The 22,924-nt window shown below is 39.2% G+C and carries 21 protein-coding genes and 1 tRNA gene; 5 read left to right on the top strand and 17 right to left on the bottom strand.

Translation table 11 applies throughout. From position 1 onward, the window contains the following. Positions 1–50 precede the first annotated feature (50 nt). Together ACST15_RS07955 and ACST15_RS07950 are read left to right on the top strand one after the other, a co-directional pair. Positions 51–710: a phosphatidylserine decarboxylase family protein gene (locus ACST15_RS07955; RefSeq protein WP_459454128.1), complete on the top strand. Its 660-nt coding sequence runs from the start codon at positions 51–53 to the stop codon at positions 708–710. A 76-nt stretch (positions 711–786) separates the two neighbouring features. After that, a complete protein-coding gene (locus ACST15_RS07950) occupies positions 787–1,290 on the top strand; it encodes a DinB family protein (RefSeq protein WP_459454127.1) in 504 nt (167 codons plus the stop codon). Positions 1,291–1,294: 4 nt separating this feature from the next. On the opposite strand, the gene ACST15_RS07945 is transcribed toward ACST15_RS07950, so the two are convergent. Genes ACST15_RS07945 through ACST15_RS07920 form a run of 6 tightly spaced genes read right to left on the bottom strand, consistent with a single transcriptional unit; the run spans position 1,295 to position 6,278 of the window. Then, the gene (locus tag ACST15_RS07945) at positions 1,295–1,789 is read right to left on the bottom strand and encodes a GAF domain-containing protein (protein ID WP_459454126.1); all 495 of its coding nucleotides are present in this window, start codon (positions 1,787–1,789) and stop codon (positions 1,295–1,297) included. Between the two features lie 4 nt (positions 1,790–1,793). Then, positions 1,794–2,288 (bottom strand): hypothetical protein, encoded by a 495-nt coding sequence (locus ACST15_RS07940; RefSeq protein WP_459454125.1) that lies wholly within the window; start codon positions 2,286–2,288, stop codon positions 1,794–1,796. A gap of 4 nt (positions 2,289–2,292) precedes the next feature. Then, positions 2,293–3,075, bottom strand: a complete 783-nt coding sequence (locus tag ACST15_RS07935) for a (Fe-S)-binding protein (RefSeq protein ID WP_459454124.1) — start codon at positions 3,073–3,075, stop codon at positions 2,293–2,295. Then, a complete protein-coding gene (locus tag ACST15_RS07930) occupies positions 3,053–3,952 on the bottom strand; it encodes a sterol desaturase family protein (protein ID WP_459454123.1) in 900 nt (299 codons plus the stop codon). The genes ACST15_RS07935 and ACST15_RS07930 overlap by 23 nt, the downstream gene beginning before the upstream one ends. 3 nt (positions 3,953–3,955) lie before the next feature. Beyond that, a complete protein-coding gene (locus ACST15_RS07925; RefSeq protein ID WP_459454122.1) occupies positions 3,956–4,951 on the bottom strand; it encodes an alpha/beta hydrolase in 996 nt (331 codons plus the stop codon). A 4-nt stretch (positions 4,952–4,955) separates the two neighbouring features. After that, positions 4,956–6,278: a 4Fe-4S dicluster domain-containing protein gene (locus ACST15_RS07920; protein WP_459454121.1), complete on the bottom strand. Its 1,323-nt coding sequence runs from the start codon at positions 6,276–6,278 to the stop codon at positions 4,956–4,958. 201 nt (positions 6,279–6,479) lie between these two features. On the opposite strand from ACST15_RS07920, the gene ACST15_RS07915 reads away from it, so the two are divergent. Further along, the gene (locus tag ACST15_RS07915; RefSeq protein ID WP_459454120.1) at positions 6,480–7,100 is read left to right on the top strand and encodes a transposase; all 621 of its coding nucleotides are present in this window, start codon (positions 6,480–6,482) and stop codon (positions 7,098–7,100) included. A gap of 66 nt (positions 7,101–7,166) precedes the next feature. Here the strand turns inward: ACST15_RS07915 and uvrA are convergent, their stop codons facing one another. Beyond that, complete coding sequence (gene uvrA / locus ACST15_RS07910) at positions 7,167–10,004, bottom strand: excinuclease ABC subunit UvrA (RefSeq protein ID WP_459454119.1); 2,838 nt, start codon at positions 10,002–10,004, stop codon at positions 7,167–7,169. An 81-nt stretch (positions 10,005–10,085) separates the two neighbouring features. Beyond that, positions 10,086–12,965, bottom strand: coding sequence for a TonB-dependent receptor (locus ACST15_RS07905; protein WP_459454118.1), 2,880 nt, complete (start codon positions 12,963–12,965; stop codon positions 10,086–10,088). 331 nt (positions 12,966–13,296) lie between these two features. Here ACST15_RS07905 and ACST15_RS07900 point away from each other — a divergent pair, with 331 nt between their 5' ends. Then, positions 13,297–14,361, top strand: coding sequence for a mannose-1-phosphate guanylyltransferase (locus tag ACST15_RS07900; protein WP_459454117.1), 1,065 nt, complete (start codon positions 13,297–13,299; stop codon positions 14,359–14,361). On the opposite strand, the gene ACST15_RS07895 is transcribed toward ACST15_RS07900, so the two are convergent. The 3 genes from ACST15_RS07895 to ACST15_RS07885 form a co-directional block, all read right to left on the bottom strand. Further along, positions 14,354–15,238, bottom strand: coding sequence for a MerR family transcriptional regulator (locus ACST15_RS07895; RefSeq protein ID WP_459454116.1), 885 nt, complete (start codon positions 15,236–15,238; stop codon positions 14,354–14,356). The two genes, ACST15_RS07900 and ACST15_RS07895, sit on opposite strands and share 8 nt — an antisense overlap. Before the next feature lie 62 nt (positions 15,239–15,300). Further along, positions 15,301–15,933, bottom strand: a complete 633-nt coding sequence (locus ACST15_RS07890) for a carotenoid biosynthesis protein (protein ID WP_459454115.1) — start codon at positions 15,931–15,933, stop codon at positions 15,301–15,303. A 22-nt stretch (positions 15,934–15,955) separates the two neighbouring features. Beyond that, complete coding sequence (locus tag ACST15_RS07885) at positions 15,956–16,576, bottom strand: NYN domain-containing protein (RefSeq protein ID WP_459454114.1); 621 nt, start codon at positions 16,574–16,576, stop codon at positions 15,956–15,958. A gap of 151 nt (positions 16,577–16,727) precedes the next feature. Between ACST15_RS07885 and ACST15_RS07880 the strand changes: the two genes are divergently transcribed. Then, positions 16,728–18,098: a glucuronyl esterase domain-containing protein gene (locus ACST15_RS07880; RefSeq protein ID WP_459454113.1), complete on the top strand. Its 1,371-nt coding sequence runs from the start codon at positions 16,728–16,730 to the stop codon at positions 18,096–18,098. 182 nt (positions 18,099–18,280) lie between these two features. On the opposite strand, the gene ACST15_RS07875 is transcribed toward ACST15_RS07880, so the two are convergent. The 6 genes from ACST15_RS07875 to ACST15_RS07850 all read right to left on the bottom strand — a co-directional run bounded on the left by ACST15_RS07875 (position 18,281) and on the right by ACST15_RS07850 (position 22,894). Continuing rightward, positions 18,281–18,354: transfer RNA gene (locus tag ACST15_RS07875), tRNA-His, on the bottom strand. 92 nt (positions 18,355–18,446) lie between these two features. Then, positions 18,447–19,058, bottom strand: a complete 612-nt coding sequence (locus ACST15_RS07870; RefSeq protein ID WP_459454112.1) for a superoxide dismutase — start codon at positions 19,056–19,058, stop codon at positions 18,447–18,449. 92 nt (positions 19,059–19,150) lie between these two features. Beyond that, positions 19,151–19,591, bottom strand: coding sequence for a nucleoside deaminase (locus tag ACST15_RS07865; RefSeq protein WP_459454111.1), 441 nt, complete (start codon positions 19,589–19,591; stop codon positions 19,151–19,153). Continuing rightward, positions 19,591–20,676 carry a chorismate synthase gene (gene aroC, locus ACST15_RS07860; protein ID WP_459454110.1) on the bottom strand — a complete coding sequence of 362 codons (1,086 nt, stop codon included), beginning with the start codon at positions 20,674–20,676 and terminating at the stop codon, positions 19,591–19,593. The genes ACST15_RS07865 and aroC overlap by 1 nt, the downstream gene beginning before the upstream one ends. Before the next feature lie 6 nt (positions 20,677–20,682). Then, positions 20,683–22,104, bottom strand: coding sequence for a BatD family protein (locus ACST15_RS07855; protein WP_459454109.1), 1,422 nt, complete (start codon positions 22,102–22,104; stop codon positions 20,683–20,685). 43 nt (positions 22,105–22,147) lie between these two features. Beyond that, positions 22,148–22,894: a transporter gene (locus ACST15_RS07850; RefSeq protein ID WP_459454108.1), complete on the bottom strand. Its 747-nt coding sequence runs from the start codon at positions 22,892–22,894 to the stop codon at positions 22,148–22,150. Between the last annotated feature and the right edge of the window lie 30 nt (positions 22,895–22,924).

Genomic DNA, 22,924 nt, shown 5'->3' with positions numbered 1-22,924 from the left:
TACGCATTAAAGTTTAGTCCATCCATTGGATTAAACCATATAAATCGCTTATGACCCTACACAGAGAAGGAAAAACTATCTTATTGACAGCCATCATTATCGTTTTAGCTATAAATGCTTTAGTGGCTTATTTTCTACCAGAACAAGTTTACATAAGGGAAGCGGTGGTTGTCATAACTGCCATCTTTTACTTGCTTTTGCTACAATTTTTCCGAGTTCCCAAACGTGTTACTAACATCAACCCTCAAGATATTATTGCCCCAGCTGATGGTAAAGTGGTAGTTATAGAAGAGGCTGTTGAGACCGAATATTTCAAAGATAAACGCAGACAGGTGTCCATTTTCATGTCACCAATTAACGTACATATCAACTTTAATCCGATTTCTGGTATCGTTTCTTATTTCAAATACCATCCAGGTAAATACCTGGTTGCTTGGCATCCTAAATCCAGTACTGAAAATGAGCGTACTACCTATGTGGTTAAGCATGAAAACGGAACAGAGGTATTATTCAGACAAATTGCAGGGGCATTAGCCAAAAGAATTTGTTGGTATGCCAAAGAAGGAGATGCAGTTATCCAAGGCACCGAATTCGGCTTCATTAAATTCGGAAGTCGAATTGACATCTACCTTCCGCTAGATGCGGAAATCTGTGTCAAATTAGACGATAAGCCTGTAGGAGGTGAAACCGTCATTGCTAGATTAAAATAACCCCATTCATCATCTTTAGTTAATTCTACCTAGGAAGATTCCTTCCCTTGGCTTAATTTAGTAAAAATCGACAGCCATGTTTAGAAAATTAACGGATTTTTATCGTGCTTGGACCTATGAATCTGAAAGCACCATTAAGATGTTTCAAGCCATGAAGGCAGGGGAATTCTTAGATAATCCTAGTGAAAACTTCAGAAGTATAGCCCGTTTATCCTGGCATATTACAGAATCCATTGCTGAGTTATTACATCAGGCAGGATTAAAAGAAGTAGATGGGATCGTGGATGCGACTAAGGAAAAGAATGATTTAAACCAATTAATTACTGAATACCAAAAATCATCTGATTCTTTACTCCTAGCATTAAAAAATCACTGGACCGATGAAATGCTTAGCGAGCAAGTTCCTATGTATGGAGAGCAGTGGACAAGAGGTGCGGTATTGAGTATTTTGATTCGTCATCAAACTCACCATCGTGGACAATTAAGTGTATTGATAAGACAAGAAGGTCTCAGTGTACCAGGCATGTATGGCCCATCAAAAGAAGAATGGATTGCCATGGGAATGAAACCGCTAAGCTAAGGGTTTACACCCAGGTCGAATAATTTTTTTCGATTAGATCAATAATGGCTTGTAAACCTTCTCGGTCTATTTCACTAAAATCATCCAATAGGTCTGAATCCACATCTAGAACCATCAGCACTTCCCCTGCTGAATCCATGACCGGCAATACAATTTCCGATTTAGATGCAGAGGCACAAGCAATATGGCCTGGAAATTCATCCACATTGGGAACGATAATACTTTCTTGAGTACGATAGGCATGCCCACAAACGCCTTTGTGATAGGGAATTCGGGTACAAGCCACAGGCCCCTGAAAAGGTCCTAAAACCAATTGATCCTGCTTATTCAAATAAAAGCCTACCCAGAAAAAACCAAAATACGCATGGATTGCTGCCGCAATATTGGCGAGGTTGGCATATAAATCCGTTTCCCCTTGGATAAGCGCTTCCACTTGAGGAATTAGCGCCTGATATTTATCCGCTCGGCTACCTTCAACTATGTGTAAATCTTCCGCCATAGCACTAAACGAATTTCTCTACAAAATACTTTTTAAGCCAAGAATCCTTTGCACTAACTGGCCATTGGGTTCGATATTCGCCTAAATCTTTAACTTGAGGAACAGCAATTAATGAATCGGGAGTGATTTGACCCTCAGCTACGGCTTGTTTAATTCCCAATAATGGAAATAACCTGAGCGTCTCTCCTTGGACCAATGCCACTGATCGATCGAAGAAATCAATACCTAACTGAAAGGCCAAATCTTTAAACCAGCCAGTAGAAGCATCAATAGAACAGCCCGAAGCCGCATGGTGCTGCTCATCTACGGCAATCACGATGATTTGATGATAACGAATTTGAAAGGAGCCCGACAAGGGTACTCCATGTGCATTCCAATCAAGTACAGCTTGCTTCAAATAGGATTGAACAAAAGCATATTCATGTTCATTGAAAGCTCTATTTGCTTGGTAAATCCAAACTCGTGCATGGTTGGGTAATTCTTGAAATTCTATGTTCATATTTTTATATCATGGTTTGCTGAACCAATTCAGCCAAATCAACTACTTGTATTTCTTTATCTTTTCCGTGTTTGTTCAATCCATCTTGAATCATGACCATACAAAAAGGACAAGCTAGCGCTACCTTTTGCACACCCGAATCAATGATTTCTTGAGAACGCTTAGTTTGAATGTCGATACTCCCCTCCTCTGGCTCCTTAAATAATTGTGCTCCCCCAGCGCCACAACATAAACCTTTAGTTCTACAACTTTTCAGTTCTTTTAGTTCCTTTTTTAAGCCTTGAATTATTTCCCGAGGTGCTTCATAAATTCCATTTCCTCGTCCAAGGTAACAGGAATCATGGAAGGCTACCGCTTCTTTCTCTTCCTCTTTCAATTGGATTTTACCTGCAGCTAATAATTCCGCCAATAATTGGCTATGATGTATCACCTCATAAGTACCACCTAATTCAGGATATTCATTTTTTAAGGTATTGAAGCAATGAGGGCATGCTGTGACAATTTTTTTTACCCCATACATATTCAGCACCTCAATGTTGGACATAGCCTGCATTTGGAATAAAAATTCATTGCCACTTCTACGAGCAGGGTCTCCAGTGCAAGACTCTTCGGTTCCCAGCACCGCAAAGGAGATTTCTAGGCTTTGTAATATTTCACAAAATGCTCTAGTTACTTTTTTATGACGATCATCAAATGAACCTGCACAACCCACCCAAAATAAAAATTCTGGGCTTTCTCCTTTAGCGGCCCATTCAGCCATTGTACTAATCTTCAGTTCCTTGCTCATCTTTTTTTAACTTATTTTGTTGACGCATTTGTTCTACGGTTAATCTAGAACCGTCCGGACTCCATCCTGGAGGACCTACCACATAATTCCAAGCAGTTTTAAGGTTATTTGCATGAAAAATATCTTTGATTATTTGTACCCATTCAAAAAACGCAATCTTAGCCGGATTATAACTTTCAATCTGTTTCGTTAAGCCATAATGCGGCCTTTGATTTTCTGCTTGAAAAGAGCCAAACATTCGGTCCCAAATTATTAAAACACCAGCATAATTAGTATCTAGGTAGTCCAAATCAGTTCCATGATGCACCCGGTGGTGCGATGGGGTGTTAAAAATATATTCATACCATGCTGGCATTTTTTTGATCAATTCGGTATGTATCCAATATTGATATAATAAACTGATTTGTTGAAAAAAGAATACGATAAAAGGATGAACCCCAACTAAAAGTATCCAGGTATAAAATAAAAATGCCCCAGATAAATTCCCCGTCCAGGTTTGTCGAAGTGCAGCCGCTAAATTATACTTTGGAGAGGAATGATGCACCATGTGAGATGCCCAAAAATAGCGTACCTCATGGGATATTCGATGGAACCAATAATAAGTAAAATCATCTGCAAAAAAAGCAAAGACCCAAACCCACCACCAAGAAATGGAAAGGTCAAATAGCCTCCAATGATCGTATACATAAAAATAACAAACATAGATGACCGACTTCGTCAGTAAACCTATGAAAAGATTACCCAGACCGAGTCCTATGGAGGTCAATGAATCTTTAGTTTCTACAAAATCCCGATGTTGTTTAAACACCACATAGGATTCCAAGATGACCGTAATCAAAAAGAATGGGACCGCATAGAGAATTAAATTGGGTGTCATAAATTAAGGTAAGTGAACTATTTCTTTCAAAAATTGAATACTAGCATTCAAAGGCAAATCTGTTCTTTTCGCTAAAATATCAGAAGTAATTACGTGATTTTCAGATAAAGGAAATGCCATTTCTTTTTTCTGGTTTGGTGTTGTCCCTAAAAAAGGAAACATGTGGCGCATAGCTTTTACCGAAACAACGGGATCTTGATGGGCCTCATCTTGGTAATAGTATCCCATGAAGACAGGACATTTGACCTTTTCAAATACCTCATCCGTCATTTGATTTGTCAAAAAGTTTTGCAATTCCACCGCACCTTCTAAACGGTAATGTAGGTTCCAATATTGATCATGGGCTGGATTTTGTGCAGGAATATCCCGGTAATCACTACCCACAACCTTTCTTGCCAATTGGAGTCCCCATGGGTTATCAATCAAAATAGCCGCTGGGTCGGCAATGGCAATGCAAGGACTATAAAGCAATAATGCCTTGATCTCAGGATGTCGAGAGGCCAATGAAAGCGATAAAGACCCTCCAAATGAAGTCCCCAATACAATTACATGGTCCCCCATTTTCTTGGCTATGGCCAATTGATTTTCCACACTTTCATAAAAATCATCTGCAGTCACCTGCTTAAAAACACTATCAGATGTCGCAAAACCATGACCTGCCACTCGAGTCAAAAGTAAATTAGCCCCAAAAGTTTTAGCAATTTGACGATGTACGGGATTTCCTTCCATGTGCGAGGCAGAAAAACCATGCACGTACATAAACACCCATTTCGTTTTTTTAGGACGAAGCGAATCAGCCCAAACAATTTTGGCCTCATTGTTCTTTTTTATTTGAGGAAAAGCCGACTCCTTATCATGTAAATATTGAGATAAGGCAGTAAGGGAATCTGGGATATTTTTCCAGGTTACGCCCCTAGATAAAGTAGGTTCCTGCGGACTGGGGCCAAGTGTAAAAAATAAGATTAGGCCAAGTACGATGGGTATAAAAACTTTCTTCATAAGATTAGGATTTAGCCCAGTTTAAACGGTCCCCTGGATTAAATTTCCACGGTGCTTGATTGGTTTCTATATTAGAAAACATACTATTCCAAGCGGCAGGAGCGTCAGACTGTTCCATGATTTGATAACCGCGAAGTGCCAAGATGATATTCAAGGGTGATAATTCCATAGGGCAAGCTTCAACGCAGGCCTGACAGGTAGTACAAGCTCTTAGTTCCTCCGCTGAAATATAGTCCCCTAATAAGGACTTCCCATCATCCACCCATTGACCCTTATTTTTGGCCAAAACACTGCCTACCTCCTCTAAACGATCACGAGTATCCATCATGATCTTCCTTGGCGACAGCGCCCTTCCCGTTTGATTGGCAGGGCATTGTTCGGTACAACGGCCACATTCGGTACAAGAATAGGCATCCAAAGCATTTTTCCAATTCAAATCCATGACATCCTTCGCACCAAAACGCAATTGATCAGGGCTTGTGGTATTTTCCTCAACAGGTTGACCTAGCATCAATTTTACCTCATGGGTAACTGAAGGCATAGGACTCATTTTGCTATGGGGTTCTAAGCTTGAAAAATAAGCAGCAGGAAATGCAAAGAAAATATGCAAGTGCTTGGAATAGGTCACGTATAAAGCAAAACTCAAAATCCCTACAATGTGAAACCACCAGGCCACACGTTCAATAACCAATAAAGTTGGGGTAGAAAATTGAGTGAATAGAGGAATGAAATGCTCAGACACCACAAATGCTCCCACGGGCTCAAAATGCTCAATTTGCCTAGCTTGTAAGACTGCATCACTGGCATTCATGGTCCAAAGGGCTAACATAAGTATACATTCAATGGCCAAAATGATGTAGGCATCCTTGATGGGAAATCCTCTTAATTCCCGATGGGAATCCGATCGAAGACGCTGCACTTGACCTAATCCACGACGAAGGAAAAAAACGACACAAGCGATAAACACCCCGAATGAAAGAAGTTCGAAAAAATTCAATAAAATGGGATAAAAAGAACCTAAATAAGGGGCAAATACCCGGTGAGTTCCTAGAATTCCATCGATGACAATTTCCAATATTTCAATATTTATCAAAACAAACCCGATGTATATTAAAAAGTGAAATATTCCCACCAAGGGTTTTTGAAACATTTTCTTTTGACCAAAAGCTAAGAGAAATACGCGTTTCCATCGATCAGCAGGACGATCTTGCAACTCAATGGATTTAGCCAACCGTACCGTGGCTATAATAAGCTTAAAGCGTTGCGCTACCAAATAACCTAAGCCAGATAGCACTAAAATAAAAAGAACTTGGAGAAAAATATGCATGATTGATGAGTGTTTTGCTGAATCTTTTTCCCTTAACGCTGTCAAGGTTTCAAACCTTGACAGCGTTGTTGAAATGCCAATAAAGCTAAGTTTTTTTACTCAAAGTTTTCATCACATTTCTGATATTTTTTACCAATTATTTTAGATTAACATTCTAGCTAATTCATGACATTTGTCTCCTCACCTTAAACCACTTACATCATGAAGAAAAACACAGAAGCTATGGTACCAGATCAATTGTACCATGTATTTAACCGGGGAATCAACAAAACTAAAATTTTCAAAGAATATAGAAACTACCGATTCTTTAAGAGAAAATATCAAAAATACATTTCACCCATCGCTGATACGTATGCCTATTGTTTATTGGGCAACCACTTTCATTTCCTTCTACGAATAAAATCCGCACAAGAAATTTTTGAGTTCAAAAAAATTAAAACTGAACAAAGAAATCAAATTGATATTTCTAGACTTATTTCCCTTCAATTTGCCACTTTATTTAATTGTTATGCCCAAGCATTTAATAAAACCAATGAACGAACTGGAGGACTATTTGAAAACCCATTTAGAAGAATTGCGGTAGAGGATGAAATTTATTTTAACCAACTTATTAAATACCTCCATTTTAATCCAGAGAATCATGGCATTGTACATGATTTCAAACAATATAAAAACTCTTCATTTTATGATATTGCTACCATGAAAAAGAGCTTTATTGACAAGGAATCTGTTCTAGAATATTTTGGTGGAATAGATGAATTCCTTCAATTTCATGAAACTAAATTGGATGAAAAAAACATTATCAGTTTACTGTTAGAATAATTCTAAAATTAATTCGTTTTCGCAACGCTGTCAAGGTTTCGAACCTTGACAGCGTTAGGAAAAAAATCATCCTAAGTTCAGCTCTTTCAAGAGAAATCTTCCCGTATGGCTTCCCTTAACTTTGGCCACTTCTTCCGGTGTACCAAAGGCCACAATTTGCCCTCCAGCAAGTCCACCTTCGGGACCTAAATCAATCACATGATCAGAAACTTTGATGACGTCTAAATTATGCTCAATTATCAAAACAGTGTTTCCCCTATCCACCAATTTCTGAAGAACTTCCAATAATAATTTCACATCTTGAAAATGTAAACCCGTAGTGGGCTCATCCAATACATATAAAGTTTTACCTGTATCTTTTTTAGACAATTCCTCAGCCAGTTTCACTCGCTGGGCCTCACCCCCAGATAAGGTAGTGGCATGCTGACCTAAGGTAATATAGCCCAAACCTACCTCTAATAAGGTTTTAACCTTCCTGTAAATTTTGGGTTGATGTTCAAAAAACTCCAGTGCCTGCTCCACTGTCATATCCAATACATCCGAAATGGATTTGCCCTTGAAACGAACTTCCAGTGTCTCCCGATTAAATCGTTTGCCTTTGCAGGACTCACATTCCACCAAAACATCTGGCAAAAATTCCATTTCAATTTTCTTTCTACCAGCTCCTTCGCAGCTTTCACAGCGCCCACCTTTGACATTAAAACTAAAACGCCCTGCTTTATATCCTCGAATTTTAGATTCAGGTAATTCACAATATAAGGTGCGAATATCACTGTACATATTGGTATAGGTAGCAGGGTTGGAACGAGGTGTTCTTCCAATGGGCGACTGATCTACTTCAATCACTTTATCAATCAATTCCAAACCTTCAATACCCTTAAAATCCTTTGGATCCCGCTTTGTTCTATCAAAATGCTGCTTCAATTTCAATACCAAAGTATCATGAATTAAGGTCGATTTACCCGACCCCGATACACCCGTTACAGAAATCATTTTTCCTAAAGGAATACTGACTGTCACGTGCTTCAAATTATTCCCGGAAGCACCTATTAATTTAATCTCCTTTTCTGAGCCTTTTCTGCGTTTTTTAGGTATTTCAATAGCCAGTTGACCGTTTAAGTATTGAGCTGTAGGTGTCTGTAATTTCAAAAATTCAGCCGGGGTTCCTTGACCAACAATATGACCACCATGCCTGCCTGCGCCTGGTCCAATATCCAATAAATAATCCGACTCCAGCATCATGTCCTTGTCATGCTCCACCACTAATACACTATTCCCCAAATCACGCAAATCCTTCAATGCTTGGATTAATTTTTCATTATCCCTTTGATGCAGACCGATACTTGGCTCATCCATGATGTATAAAACTCCTACCAGTTGAGTACCAATCTGGGTTGCTAAACGAATGCGCTGTGCCTCTCCTCCTGATAAACTTTTCATAGGTCTATCCAAGGTCAAATAGTTTAATCCTATTTGAGTCAAAAATCCAATCCGTTTTTGAATCTCTTTCAACACTTCCACACCAATATGTTGCTGCCTTTCAGAAAGCCTTAAAAATAATCCTTCAAACCAATGCTCCAAATCTGAAATATCCATTTGGGCTAACTCCCCAATATGTTTATCGTCTATTTTAAAACAAAGTGCCTCTTTCTTTAAACGGTAACCTTGACAATCTGGGCAGGTTTTCACTTCTAAAAAGTCCTTTAACCAATCTTGCGTTTTCTCCGACCCACTCTCTTGTTGTCTTTTCAAGAAATGAATAATCCCATCGTATTTGGTCGTCCATTCTGTCCCTACATATTTTTTAGATGGCACAGGAACAGGCTCATCCGTTCCATACAACATCATTTCAACAGCTTTTCTTGGGAACTTAGCAATGGGCGTAGATAAGCCTACCTGATAGGGCTTCAGTAATACCTCCAACTGTTTGAATATCCACAAATCGCGGTATTCGCCTATGGGAGCAATGGCCCCGCGTATAATACTCAATTCTGGATCTGGGATAACAGACTCTTCCGTGATTTCTTCGATTTGCCCCAAACCATTACAGGTAGGACAGGCCCCATATGGACTGTTGAAAGAAAAGGTATTAGGGGCAGGTTCATCATAGGATAAACCTGTTTTAGGGTCCATTAAGGTTTGAGAAAAATAATGCAGCTTCCCTTTTTCATCCAGAATAAAAACCTGGCCTTTACCCAAGTTCATGGCTGTTTGTAAACTTTGGGATATTCTAAATCGATCATCCTCTTTCACCACCAATCGATCTACGACAATCTCGATGTCATGTACCTTGAATCGATCAACTTGCATTTTAGGCTCTACCTCCACAATTTCGCCATCTACCCGAACTTTAGTATAACCCCATTTGGCAATTTGAACGAATAATTCGCGGTAATGACCCTTGCGACCTTTAACCACAGGAGCTAATAACTGAACTTTCCCCCCTTGAAATTGCTGTAAAAGAGTACTGATAATTTGATCAACCGACTGCTTGACCATTTTTTCTCCCGACAAATAGCTGAATGCTTCGGAGGCACGCGCATAAAGCAAACGCAAGAAATCGTAAATTTCTGTGGTAGTACCAACCGTCGAACGTGGATTTTTGGAAGTGGTTTTTTGTTCAATCGAAATAACTGGTGAAAGTCCTTCAATTTTATCCACATCCGGCCTTTCCATATTACCTAAAAAGCTTCTCGCATAAGCTGAAAAACTTTCCATGTAGCGTCTTTGACCCTCGGCATAAATCGTATCAAAAGCTAGACTGGACTTACCTGAACCGGAAATTCCGGTGATAACGACTAATTGATTCCTAGGAATTTGAACGTCGATGTTCTTTAAATTATGCTCACGAGCACCTAAAACTTCAATGTGAGAAAACCCTGTTAAATCTTTAGGTGGCTGCATATTTAGCTTACAAATCAATCACCAAAGGTACAAAAAAAAGAGGCTGCCCTGGTAGGACAGCCTCAATAAAAATTATGAATCTTATTTATTCAATAACTCATCAAAAGTAATGCTAACATAATAGATACTACCTACTGTAGGATTACCCCATCCTGTCGTATAAGCTTCTCCTAATAAGTTAGATGCTCCTACCTTGACAATAGATTTGATACTTGCTACTTTCTTGCTTATTTGGGCATCTAATGTACTGAATGAAGGGATAATACTTTGCTGAGTTTGGTTTAAGATTTGGTTAACAAAACTTGACTGCCAAACATATTCATCTTGGTATCTCCAAACAGTACTGAAGCCCCAACCTGAACCACCAATATTGCGGTTAGCCAAAGTGATGTTGGTACGATAAGCCGGTGTATTATAGGCTAATTGATAATTGCTCAAACCACCGTTGTCATTAACCGTATTGTACGAAACATTTCCTCCTAAGGTCCAATTTGATGGAAGTCTATAATCTAAACTTAATCCCCAACCACTTGTTTTAACCAAATTGTCTACGTTAGAAGGGAATGAGAATACTTTATTTCCAACCACCGTATTATCTCTATGTTGTTGAGGTAGTTGAACTACAACTTGACCAGCCGAGAAGTTGGTAAATGTACTTTGATAATAATAGAAATCAGCTAATAAATTATTACCTAAGTTTCCTTTGTAACCAACCTCAAAGGTACGAACCTGCTCAGGCTTCCAAGCTTTGGCAGTGTACACCTCTGGCTTACCTGATAATACAGATTGTAGAGTAAATGAATTACCAGACAACTTATAACGATCTTGTACCACCGGAAGACCTCCTAATAAACGAGCAGAAGGAGTATTTAAATCAATGTATTGATCTTGCGTGGTAGGAATACGGAAACCTGTTTGGTACGACGCTCTAAAATTAGATTGACCTACGGTATAAACCCCTGATAATCTTGGGCTATACTGACCTTCGAAATTCTCGTTCTTATCATAACGCATCGAACCTGTCAACTTAAATTTATCCTGGAACATTTTCTTAGCTAGCTGTAAGTAACCACCGTACTCATTGATCGAGAATTCTTGACCATTATCCTGACGCGCAAACAATGTACCTTCTGAATTCAAGGCATAAATTCGGTAATTAGCCCCAACAATCATTTCCAATTTATTATTTAAAGCCTCAGTGAAGTTGTACATACCTTCATAATGGTATAAGGCTGATTTGTCTAAGAAACGGGCTCCTTGAGGAAGAGGTCTACCTTTGATAGTCTCCACAGCTGAATTAAATGCTGCGGTTCCTGGAATCAAACGGTTGGCATCTGCTACCGCACGGGCATTGTTATGATAGGTATTAAATGCGGCTTGCGTAGTAGCAATCGCGTTACCAACCGCCAAGGTTGGATTTCCTGTTTGTGCTAACGTAGTTCCTAACACGGTACCAAAGTTGGTCAATGCTTGGGTAGCAAATGCACCAAAGTATTGTGGATACCAAGTAGTACTTGGCTTAGCAGCCTCATTCACTATTTGACCTAAAGTTCCAGTAGCATAAGCATCACCTGAGTTTTCTTGTGTAGTATAAGCTCTTAAGAAGAAATTAGAACCCTTTAACTCAGCTTTGTACTGACCCATGCTAAAGTTTTTGATCGAATAACGATCCGCTCCAGTATATACGGTGGTACCCTGACCATAAGAACCTTGTAAAACTAACTCCACTTTATCATTGAAACGATAATGTAAGGCTGCATTAAATTTCATGTTGCGGTTGGCATACGAAGCTAAATCACGCTCCGCATATCCTTCACGTGAAATGTTTACATTAGGTACAATATATCCCAAAATAGCCGAAGGAGATAATAAACCACCTGTTGCTCTTGAAATCTGATTAATACCAGCAGTCAAAGGATTCGTAGGGTCACCCAAAACTGGAGTCAAAGAACTCAACATATTCACATTGGTCTCATCTCCATAAATATTAACACCATTGTAGGCTAAGTTCGTAGAACGACCACCTAGACCTAATGTTCTTCCATTTAATAAACTTTGATCACGGTAATCAGAGGCCTGCCAATCTTCTGCACTTAAAGTATTGAAATTCAATTTGAAAGCTACCTTATTATTGAAAGCCTTCGCATAGCGAATAGAAATATCACTGTAAGGTGTATTTTGAACAGTACGATTAGGAGCATCCATGAATCCTCCCTTGATTTGGGCACTTAAACCTTGATATAAAAATGGACTCTTTGAGTTCATTAACACAATTCCATTCATGGCATTAGGGCCATATAAAGCAGAAGATGCCCCTGGCAATACTTCCACATTTTCTAAGTCTAATTCAGAAATACCGACAATATTACCCACAGAGAAGTTCAAACCTGGAGCTTGGTTATCCATGCCGTCAATCATTTGAACCACACGTACGTTACCATTACTACCAAATCCTCTCATGTTGATAGAAGAAAAAGAAACCGACTGAGTGACCATTTCAACCCCCTTCATGTTACGAAGCGCATCATAAAACGATGCAGCTGGAGTTTCTCTAATACTTCTGATGTCCATTTTCTCAACCGAAACTGGCGACTTCATGACACTTTCTTCTACCCTACTGGCAGAAACAACCACATCTTGACCAAGCACTGATTGCTCTTTAAGATTTATTTTAAGGTCCGTTTTATTTCCGGTAATACTAATTTCTTGTCTTTCATAACCCACCATTGAAACAACAATGGTAAAAGGAGTTGGAGTAGATGTACTCAAAGAGAAATTACCCTTAGCATCCGTTATTGTTCCAATAACTTTGCCTTTAACAGCGATACTCACACCGATTAAAGCTTCTTTAGAGGATGCATCTGATACTTGACCTCCCACTTTCGTTTGAGCAAGCACAGAAAAACTCATCAAAAACATCACTAAAATAGCGGGTAGGAATTTGGTAGATAGTCTTTTCATGTTGATAAATTTAGATAACAATTTAAATATGGCACTTGACCACAAACAAATCTAAGGAAGAAAATAGAATTGCGCACTCATTTTATCAAAAAATTACCAATTTTTCAATAAATACTTAAATATTAGCCTTTGGCTTAGATTCCAAAAAATAGGCCAAGGCCAAAGAACTTTAAATCCAAGGAAATTCTTGTTAGCTTTGAAATGAAATTCAGAAAAATCAATACAAATTTGTTGATTTTGAATGAATACGAATATGCCAATTAGGAATGAGGGGCTTATATTGAGGTAAATTCCTAGGAAGATTCGTTCATTTGATTGAACGTTTATACGTATGAAAGACAATTTCCTTATCATCATGGCTGGCGGAATAGGCACTCGCTTTTGGCCAATTAGCAGAAGTGCAAATCCAAAGCAGTTTCACGATGTTTTAGGAGTTGGTAAAACCATGCTTCAGCAAACCGCTGAACGTTTTCAAGGTATCATTCCGCAAGAAAACATCTATGTGGTCACGAGTGAAGAATTTGCGAACCTAGTAGAAGAGCAATTACCTTTTTTAAGTAAAGAGCAAATTTTAAAGGAACCTCAACGGAAGAATACGGCGCCTTGTATCGCCTATGCTACCTATAAAATCTCTAAAAAGAATAAAAAGGCAAAATTCATTGTAGCGCCTGCGGATCATGTTATTCTAAAAGAACAAATTTTTCAGGAAAACATTCGAACAGCCTTAGCAGTAGCCGATGAAAATGTATTTGTAACCTTGGGCATCATTCCCACCAGGCCTGATACAGGATATGGCTACATTCAATATGTACCCAACGAACATAAAGCCCAAAAAGTAAAAACTTTTACCGAAAAGCCTAACCTGGAATTAGCCCAAGCTTTTTTAGAAAGTGGCGATTACGTATGGAATGCAGGGATTTTTGTCTTCAAATTAGCCACCTTCAAAAAAGAGCTAGAAAAGCATCAATCTCGAATGGCTGAGCAATTTGAGGAAGGTTTAAGTCATTATTATACCCAAGAAGAAGAGAGCTTTATTAAAAAGGTTTACGGGGTATGTAAAAATATCTCCATGGATGTAGGCATCATGGAAAAGGCACAAGAGGTAAAAGTCATACTTTCTGATATTGGTTGGTCAGATTTAGGTACCTGGCAATCATTGTATGAAATCAATGAAAAAGATGCCGATCAAAATGTAATTGAAGGTAATGTGATGACTTACGATACACAAAATTGCATCATTAAAACGCCAGTAGAAAAGTTAGTGGTCATTCAAGGATTAAAAGGCTTCATCGTGGCCGAACATGGAAATGCCCTAATGATTTGCCCCAAAGATCAAGAACAAGAGGTAAAGAAATTTGTGGAAGATGCCACAGCCAAAGATCCTCAGTTTAGTTAGCGTTCGCTAAATCAATTAAATCTTGAAAACTCGTTAAGACTTGAATTTTATCAGGGATTTCATGACCAAACATTAATAATTGATAACCTGTCAATAGAATATTGGTATTGGGTATTTTTTCTACCAATTGCTCTAAATAAGTCGGCATGTCATCCGGATTAGGCTGAGAAGTGAATACACTCAAGATATAATCGGGTTGATGAATCTCATGTGCGATGATCAATTCTTCGAATGGTAGCGATTGTCCTAGGTAAACGACTTGATGTTTTCTAGAACGTAAAATATAATTAGCAAAAAGTAAACCTATTTCATGCAATTCACTTTCTGGCAAATACAATAGAAACTTTTTGGCATTAGGTTTGATGCTTAAATCCAATTGGTCAATGGCCGCAATCACTTTTTGACGAATCAAATGGCTGATAAAATGTTCTTGAGCAGGACCTACCGAGCCAGACAACCAAAGGGTTCCCAGGCGCAGCATGAAAGGATGAATAATTTGGATGAGGTAATCCTCAAATCCATGCTTTTGAACAATGTTCTTAGTCAGCTGCTGAAACATCGCCTCATTCAACTCCAGCATGGAGATGGTTAAAGCTTGTATCTGATCAGGAAAATGAAGTGTTTCTTCGGATAAGCGAAGTAAATTGGCAGAGCGCTCGCTATCGCTCATTTTAGCTATTTCAGAGATTTTAAAATCCCCCCTACTTTGCAAAATGGCAATATTCAAGACCAACTTTAATTCTTCATCTCCATAGGTACGAATGTTGGTATCCGTCCTCTCAGGATTAAGAATACCATACCTTTGCTCCCAAATCCGTAAAGTATGAGCTTTTATGCCACTAAGATGTTCTAAATCTTTAATTGAATAAATACTCATGAGCTAGTTTATCTATACAGTGACTAACCTGATATGTCTAAAAATTGTTTTCAAGTTTTAAATTAAGCTTGTAAAATTATCCAATGGCCTAAGAAAAACATAAACTGTAAGAGCATTATCCACCGAAATAAGGAGGATTTACTGGTAAATTCCCCAGATTGAAAAACCCAATGAAAAAAGAAACTAGCAATCCACCAGGCACCAAAGTTTTGAACTGGAATTTGTCCACCGGACCATTGCCAAAAATCAAAGTGAATAGCTACGGGCTCAATCAATAAATCCAAAGCTGTCATTAAGCCCGCTCCTAAAGCTGCTCTTCCTATTTTTCCTCCTACGTTCCACTCTTCTACAACCGCACTAGACCCTAATACTAATATCAACCAGTTGATACCTATGGTAATGGGAACTTCCATTACCTTAAAACCCAAGGTTTCTCCATAATGGTAAACCCCAAATATTTTCCCAGTTCTTACCCCAACCACTTCCAAAAACCATGCAGCTACAACAATTCCACCCATGGTCAGGTAGGCCGACATGCTTGGTTTAGGAAAGTAAAACAAACAGATAAAGCCCGTAAACCACAAGGTTAATGGAACTAAAGAGATAAATAATTCCCGCGTAGCAGGAAGGTTCATGCCCACTAAACCTGCGGCATATAAAACAATAAGAAACCTTTTTAAAAAAACGCCAGACATATTACCTAAACCAAATTTAAATTTAAGCCCATTCTTCAGGCTTTTCTAAAACATAACCATCTTCCTTCCGTACATGCAAAGGAAACTGATTTTCTACTAATTTCTTTCTTCCTATCATTTGAAATGCTCTTGCTACAGCCACCACTGACTCATTTCTTCTCAAAGGAGGAAAAAAGACCACTACTGATTTATCTAAAAAATGTTCATTAACACTTTGAATACAAGGTACAAAATCACTATCTCCAGAAACGACAATGGCTATATCATATTGATCTTGAAAAGCATCCATCAATAAATGAGTAGCTAAATTAACGTCTGTCATTTTTTCATTGGGGATAATCCAACTATTACCACATTTTCTACAATCGGTAAATTTCGCTTGATAAGAGCCATAAATAATATTTACACCTGTGGATTCTAAGGCTTCCAAATACGTGGTTTGCCTTTTTTGCTTCGGGGGATTATGGGTAATCCGACTCGTAAAATATTTAATCTCCACCAGTTCTTGATTTGAACGTAAAAAACTTCGAATAAGCTTCTCGACATTCAGCCACTTGCAATTTCTAAAACCAGCATCCATCATCCCAAAATATAAATTGGAACCATCGATGTAGGCCTTAACCCGATATTTTTTATCCTTCATGAACTTTTTTCTACAATGAATTGTATCTTTGTGCAAGAACTTCTCCAAAGATAGCATCTTTGGAATGATGCCCCACCTAGGTGGGGCATTTACTTTTTATGGACATCCCTATTCTTGGTATTTAAATCAAATAATTGCTTAATATCGTTGAATGAATCATTCCACGATGAAACGCTATCCCTACTTTTATCTTCTCATCAGTACCTTACTTTCATTCAGTTGCCTAGCCCAAATAGCCAGAACAGCTGAGCAGGATAGTATTTTAGCTGACCGACAAAGAAAAACACAAGCCGATTATGAGCAAATGTTACAACAATTAAGCATTACTCACATAAGACCTGGAGTCAATGGAAGTAATCCTAAGGCAGCTAATGCGGCCAATTATGACGAATCCAAAGCCACCATTTATCCAGTCCTGCCTGCCGTTTTACAGATGAAAGATGGGAAAAGCGTGGATACCAAAAGAGCGTGGTACTACCATAGAAAACCTGAAATTATAGAAGATTTTGAAAGGGAAATTTATGGCCGTGTACCCGATAATATCCCCCCTATTTCTTGGAAAATTATAGCTAAGGAAAACAAAATCATGGCGGGCTTTCCAGTTGAAATCCAGAAATTGATTGGAACTGTCGACAACAAACGCTTCCCTTCTATTTCTGTTCAAATGGAAGTAACCATAGGATTTAGAAAAGATATCAAAAAGGCCATGCCTGCCATGATGGAGTTGGCCTGGGTATTTCCTCCTGGGATGAACCGACCAGCACCTACCAACAACGAAATCCCTTGGACAGAACAAGTCATTGCCAAGGGTTGGGCTTTTGTTCAGTTAAATCCTTTGACGGTTCAAGCCGACCATGGGGCTGGACTAAAATCAGGGATCATAGGTTTAATGAATCGAGCTGAATATAGAAAGCCGGATGATTGGGGCTCCCTGAGAGCTTGGGCTTGGGGAGCTAGCAAGGTATTGGATTATTTGGAAACCATGCCAAATATAAAATATACCTCAGTGGGCATAACAGGGCACTCTCGATATGGGAAAGCAGCTGCAGTGGCTATGGCATTTGACTCCCGCTTTGCCATCGGGTATATCTGTTCTTCAGGGGCGGGTGGACTAAAAATTTACCGAAGAAATTATGGAGAATTAATTGAAAATGTAGCCGCTAAAAATGAATACCATTGGATGGCAGGTAATTTCTTAAAATATGCCGGTCCGCTTTCATGGAATGATTTACCCATTGATGCGCATGAATTGATAGCACTTTGTGCACCTAGACCCATGTACATTGGCGTAGGAGGAAATGGCGACAGCTGGGCAGATCCCTATGGCATGTACTTAGCAGGGAAAGAGGCTAGCCCTGTCTATGAATTGCTAGGCAAAAAAGGATTAATTTCTGATAGCGCACCCATCATCAATGAAGCCAAGACTCAGGGTGAAATTGGCTTTCGGATGCATGATAAAGGACATGTTACAGGTCCCAATTGGCCCAACTTCATTGAATTTGCTTCAAAATACTTGAAGTAATTGGTAAATGATAAATTGTGAATGAGCAATAGTCATTGGATTGGGTGCCATTCTACATTCCCAATTCTACATTCCTAATTCTACATTCATAATTCTACATTCTACATTCCCAATTCTACATTCTTCATGAAGAAAAGGGTCTAAAACAAAAAAAGTCCCAGTATGAATACTGAGACTTTTTGGGCGGATGATGGGATTCGAACCCACTACCCCTGGTACCACAAACCAGTGCTCTAACCGAGTGAGCTACAACCGCCATTTGGGATTGCAAAAATACACAAATCAAGGTACATCGCAAATCCGAAGTGAAAAAAAATGGGGATAAAACCGAAATTTTATCCCCTTCTTTTATTTCTGAGCTGCCAAATATCTTTTTTCAGCTGCATTCCAATCAATTACATTCCAAAATGCATCCACATAATCAGGGCGCTTATTTTGGAATTTCAAATAATATGCGTGCTCCCAAACGTCTAAACCAATTACCGGGAAGCCTTTAACCTCAGCCACATCCATCAATGGATTGTCTTGGTTTGGTGTAGATGAAACAGCGATAGATCCGTCTTTTTGAGCTACTAACCAAGCCCAACCTGAACCAAAACGCGTAATACCCGCTTTTTTAAATTCTTCTTTGAAGGCATCAAAAGAACCAAATTTAGCATCAATGGCTTTAGCCAAAGTACCTACTGGAGCACCACCACCATTGGGTGATAAAATATTCCAGAACAAATCGTGGTTATAATGTCCACCGCCATTATTACGGATAGCCGGGCTCAAGCTTGAAATATGACTGAATAATTCCTCTAAAGATTTTCCTTCAGACGGACTACCAGCTACAGCTGCATTCAAATTAGTCACATAAGCATTGTGGTGACGATCATGGTGGATTTCCATGGTTAATGCATCAAAATGCGGTTCTAAAGCATTGTTTGCATAAGGTAGGGGTGCTAGTTCAAAAGCCATAATATAGGTTTTATTAATATGTAAATGTTATCTTAAATTTAATCCTATTTCTAGGATGCATAGGTCTTAAACAAGTAAACCAAGGTTTCGGTTCAACGACGCATCGAAAAAAATTCTTTTAACAAGGATTCAGATTCTTCTGCTCTTACTCCTCCCAGAATTTCAGTTTTTGGATGCAAGACCGATTGCCCTACTCGCTCAAAACCTCGTTTTTCTTCTTTGGCACCAAATACCAATCTTCCCAATTGCGACCAATATAAAGCTCCGGCACACATGAGGCAGGGCTCCAACGTCACGTACATGGTACAATCTTTCAAATATTTAGCCCCAATGGTTTGAGCTGCAGAGGTAATCGCAATCATTTCTGCATGAGCCGTCACGTCGGTTAATACTTCTGTTTGATTGTATGCCTTAGCTACAATTCTGCCTTGACATACCACTACGGCTCCAACGGGAATCTCCTCTTCCTCCAAGGCTTTTTGAGCTTGCATTAATGCCAAACCCATGTAGTATTCATCTTCCTGACTAAACATTAAGCGGGCATTTGAATTACTCGATTTCTCATGTAAAAATCCAAGATCACGATGGCTGCCATGGCCTCCACAATAGGAACAGCTCTAGGAACTACACAAGGATCATGACGCCCTTTACCCGAAACGGTTATCTTGTCGCCTTTTTCATTGATACTATCCTGATCCTGCATGATGGTCGCAACGGGCTTGAAAGCCACGCGAAAATAGATCGGCTCTCCATTGGAAATACCTCCCTGAATACCACCTGAATGGTTGGTCAGGGTACGCACCGTTCCATCCGCTTCCTTGACAATCACATCATTATGTTCGGAACCTTTCTTCTCCACACCATCAAAACCACTACCATATTCAAAGCCTTTAACGGCATTGATACTTAACATGGCTTTACCTAATTCAGCATGTAATTTATCAAAAACGGGTTCTCCTAGACCTACTGGACAGCCTGTAATATAGGCCGCAACAACACCGCCCACGGAGTCTCCTTGCTTACGGATTTCATCAATGTATTGAAACATTTGATCAGCCATCGCCGTATCAGGGCAACGCACGGCATTGGTTTCAGTTAAACTCAAATCCAATTGCTCAACAGGTGTCCCCAACTTTATCGTACCCACTTGTGAAACATAAGCTGTAATTTTTACGCCTAATTGGGCTAAAACCAATTTCGCCAAAGCTCCAGCTGCCACGCGGGCTACTGTTTCTCTAGCTGAACTACGTCCACCTCCCCGATAATCCCTTAAACCATATTTAGCAAAATACGTGTAATCTGCATGCGAAGGTCTAAACTGATCAGAGATGTGAGAATAATCTTTAGAGCGCTGGTCGCCATTCCAAACCAACATAGCTATTGGTGTGCCTGTGGTTTTGCCTTCAAATACCCCGGAAAGCACCTCTATACTATCTGCCTCTTTTCTTTGGGTCGTAATTCTAGATTGGCCAGGCTTTCTTCTGTCCAATTCTGACTGAATGAATGCTAGATCAAATGAAATTCCTGCAGGGCAACCTTGTACCACCACACCTACTGCCGCACCATGTGACTCCCCAAAGGTACTAATCTGAAATATTTTCCCGTAAATACTCCCCATATCGCTTTATTTTTTTGTTTTCCAAACCAGGAAAACTAAGACTACAAAAATTGAAAAAATGGTCAAATTCGCCAATTGACGCCAATTTACCCACCGATTCCACACCACATCATCCGAGTTTAAATTCTCTAATCCACGGTATAAACCTTCCATTTCCCGACTGGTATTTAAACGCGTGTCGGAGGGTTGACCTTGAATTTCTACATTGATTTTGGATCTTAATGTATCAAACTTTTCCGTTCGTGTGTTAAAATAAATCCAGTAAAAATACTGCTTTAATGCAAATTTACCCGGTTGTTTGGGAATAATCTGAATAATTTCTGATTTATCTCCCAACATTTTATCCATGGAAGGATACACGGAACTCTGGGTAGAGAGTCGATTAAAATCGATAAAATAATCTGATTCTAGGCCTTTTGAATCCCACAAAATACCATTTCCATCACCAATGATACTGGAACTATACAATAACTGTTCCCCCGTTTTAGCTTGATTTTTAGAAATGGATTCTCTTAACTCATAAGCACCCACGGGCACTTTACCCGCTAAGGGGTGATTAGGCAAAGACCTAGGTTGTATCAACAAGGCTGGAGATTTAAAAACTATGGGTAAGGATTTCATCTCTCCACCCACTTTTTCTTTCTTTAAAATCTGTAAACTCAAGGAAGGAATTTGAATGGGGCGATTATTTAAGGCAAAATATGTTGCCTGAAAAAACCGGTATTCCGTATATTTTTTTTGATTGATTTCTACTTTTGACACCTTCTCTACCTGTAATCCAAAACTCTCCTCCCAACAATTCCTAGGCCTTAATTGTTGAATCAACTTGGGTATTTGAATATCATTTCTGTCAAAAGCAAGGTCCTGCGTATTGTTCTCGGGAACAAACAAGGAGAACTTCAGGGTAAACCCTTGTCCAACAAAAGGTCGAATATGATTACTAGCTACTAATAAAAAGGGTTGATTCGCCTTAGCTAAAACCTCATCTGCAATAGAGACTTCATCTGGGTTATTTTCCACCACGTTTCCATTACTCGGACTCACAGAAATATAAAATGGTTCAAACTTTTGAGATTGTTGATTCACGCTCACCTCATCGGTGGGAATGTAAAACTGCCCAACACCCAGCGGTTGATAATGCTGGGAATATATAATTCGCTGTTCTATTTGTCCATTTTGGAAATTAGATGATTTACCCCGACTAATTCCGAGTTTTTGAAAATTGGCTAATTCAGGAAATTTATATTGGATGGCTTCGGAAGAATTTCCCGTGGCAGGAACCGTGATAGAAATAACAAAGGTCTCATCTTGGTTAATATTTTTATCCCCTATTTGTATAGCAAAGTCCACTTTACTTTGAGCTACCAAAGCCTGAAGACCTAACAGAAAATAAAGAAATACGCCCGTAAAGACAATCCGTGAATTCATTCCGGCAATTTAAGCAATTGTCTTAAGGTCTTTAGGCTTGTATCTAAAAAACTTTGAAACGGAAGGATAATCCCAAAGCAGCATACCAAGTATTATCTATCTGCAGGCTTCGACCTGCGGAAACATCTAATTTTACATCATCAGAGATATAATAAGCCATTCCACCGTCTACCCATTGGTCTGTTTGGCTGGAAGAAGGCATCCTTCCAAAAACCTCGACATAAGCATATCCTCTTTTACCGATATTCATATTGGGGGCAAAACGGTATATCGCTTCCACCGTTCCATTGCTATGAACTTCTGCGCCTAGGTTATAGCCTAAACCAAAACCCTTGGGAAAATCATGTTGAATGGTAAAAACAAAATCACCGACTGAGTGGCGCTCATTATTTCGTTCACTTTCATCTCGCTTTTGATCATTGACCCGATAGTGCGCAATCAACGATACTCGAGCAAAGGACTTTTCTGGGAATAGAATTGCATACTTAAAACCTACGGCATCTGACTGATAACTAGACTGGCCTCCTTCTTGACCCCAAACGGAAGTATATCGAGCTTCCCAGCGTTTCCCTAATCCAATTTTCATCAATGAGGTGGGATAGGTTAAGGAAAGATCCCCCGATTCGATTTGTCGATTAAAACCCCATTCCATTTGAATATACCCTTTTTTGACAATAAAAGGGCATTCTGTTTGATCTGGACGGTCTGTTTCTATCCTGCCTTCCTGCTGTGCAAAAAGTGAAAAACTGGATAGGAAAAATAAGATGTAAAAGTATTTAGCTCGCAACATAGTGCGAGTTTACAAATTTTTAGTTTAATC

The organism is Aquirufa sp. Wall-65K1 (assembly GCF_054558475.1).
This window is presented reverse-complemented; position numbering and strand designations above follow the sequence as displayed.

Coding starts and splice junctions, on each gene's coding strand:
- ACST15_RS07955 (WP_459454128.1), top strand. CDS start 51: ATGACCCTACACAGAGAAGGAAAAACTATCTTATTGACAGCCATCATT.
- ACST15_RS07950 (WP_459454127.1), top strand. CDS start 787: ATGTTTAGAAAATTAACGGATTTTTATCGTGCTTGGACCTATGAATCT.
- ACST15_RS07945 (WP_459454126.1), bottom strand. CDS start 1,789: ATGGCGGAAGATTTACACATAGTTGAAGGTAGCCGAGCGGATAAATAT.
- ACST15_RS07940 (WP_459454125.1), bottom strand. CDS start 2,288: ATGAACATAGAATTTCAAGAATTACCCAACCATGCACGAGTTTGGATT.
- ACST15_RS07935 (WP_459454124.1), bottom strand. CDS start 3,075: ATGAGCAAGGAACTGAAGATTAGTACAATGGCTGAATGGGCCGCTAAA.
- ACST15_RS07930 (WP_459454123.1), bottom strand. CDS start 3,952: ATGACACCCAATTTAATTCTCTATGCGGTCCCATTCTTTTTGATTACG.
- ACST15_RS07925 (WP_459454122.1), bottom strand. CDS start 4,951: ATGAAGAAAGTTTTTATACCCATCGTACTTGGCCTAATCTTATTTTTT.
- ACST15_RS07920 (WP_459454121.1), bottom strand. CDS start 6,278: ATGCATATTTTTCTCCAAGTTCTTTTTATTTTAGTGCTATCTGGCTTA.
- ACST15_RS07915 (WP_459454120.1), top strand. CDS start 6,480: ATGAAGAAAAACACAGAAGCTATGGTACCAGATCAATTGTACCATGTA.
- uvrA (WP_459454119.1), bottom strand. CDS start 10,004: ATGCAGCCACCTAAAGATTTAACAGGGTTTTCTCACATTGAAGTTTTA.
- ACST15_RS07905 (WP_459454118.1), bottom strand. CDS start 12,965: ATGAAAAGACTATCTACCAAATTCCTACCCGCTATTTTAGTGATGTTT.
- ACST15_RS07900 (WP_459454117.1), top strand. CDS start 13,297: ATGAAAGACAATTTCCTTATCATCATGGCTGGCGGAATAGGCACTCGC.
- ACST15_RS07895 (WP_459454116.1), bottom strand. CDS start 15,238: ATGAGTATTTATTCAATTAAAGATTTAGAACATCTTAGTGGCATAAAA.
- ACST15_RS07890 (WP_459454115.1), bottom strand. CDS start 15,933: ATGTCTGGCGTTTTTTTAAAAAGGTTTCTTATTGTTTTATATGCCGCA.
- ACST15_RS07885 (WP_459454114.1), bottom strand. CDS start 16,576: ATGAAGGATAAAAAATATCGGGTTAAGGCCTACATCGATGGTTCCAAT.
- ACST15_RS07880 (WP_459454113.1), top strand. CDS start 16,728: ATGAATCATTCCACGATGAAACGCTATCCCTACTTTTATCTTCTCATC.
- ACST15_RS07870 (WP_459454112.1), bottom strand. CDS start 19,058: ATGGCTTTTGAACTAGCACCCCTACCTTATGCAAACAATGCTTTAGAA.
- ACST15_RS07865 (WP_459454111.1), bottom strand. CDS start 19,591: ATGTTTAGTCAGGAAGATGAATACTACATGGGTTTGGCATTAATGCAA.
- aroC (WP_459454110.1), bottom strand. CDS start 20,676: ATGGGGAGTATTTACGGGAAAATATTTCAGATTAGTACCTTTGGGGAG.
- ACST15_RS07855 (WP_459454109.1), bottom strand. CDS start 22,104: ATGAATTCACGGATTGTCTTTACGGGCGTATTTCTTTATTTTCTGTTA.
- ACST15_RS07850 (WP_459454108.1), bottom strand. CDS start 22,894: ATGTTGCGAGCTAAATACTTTTACATCTTATTTTTCCTATCCAGTTTT.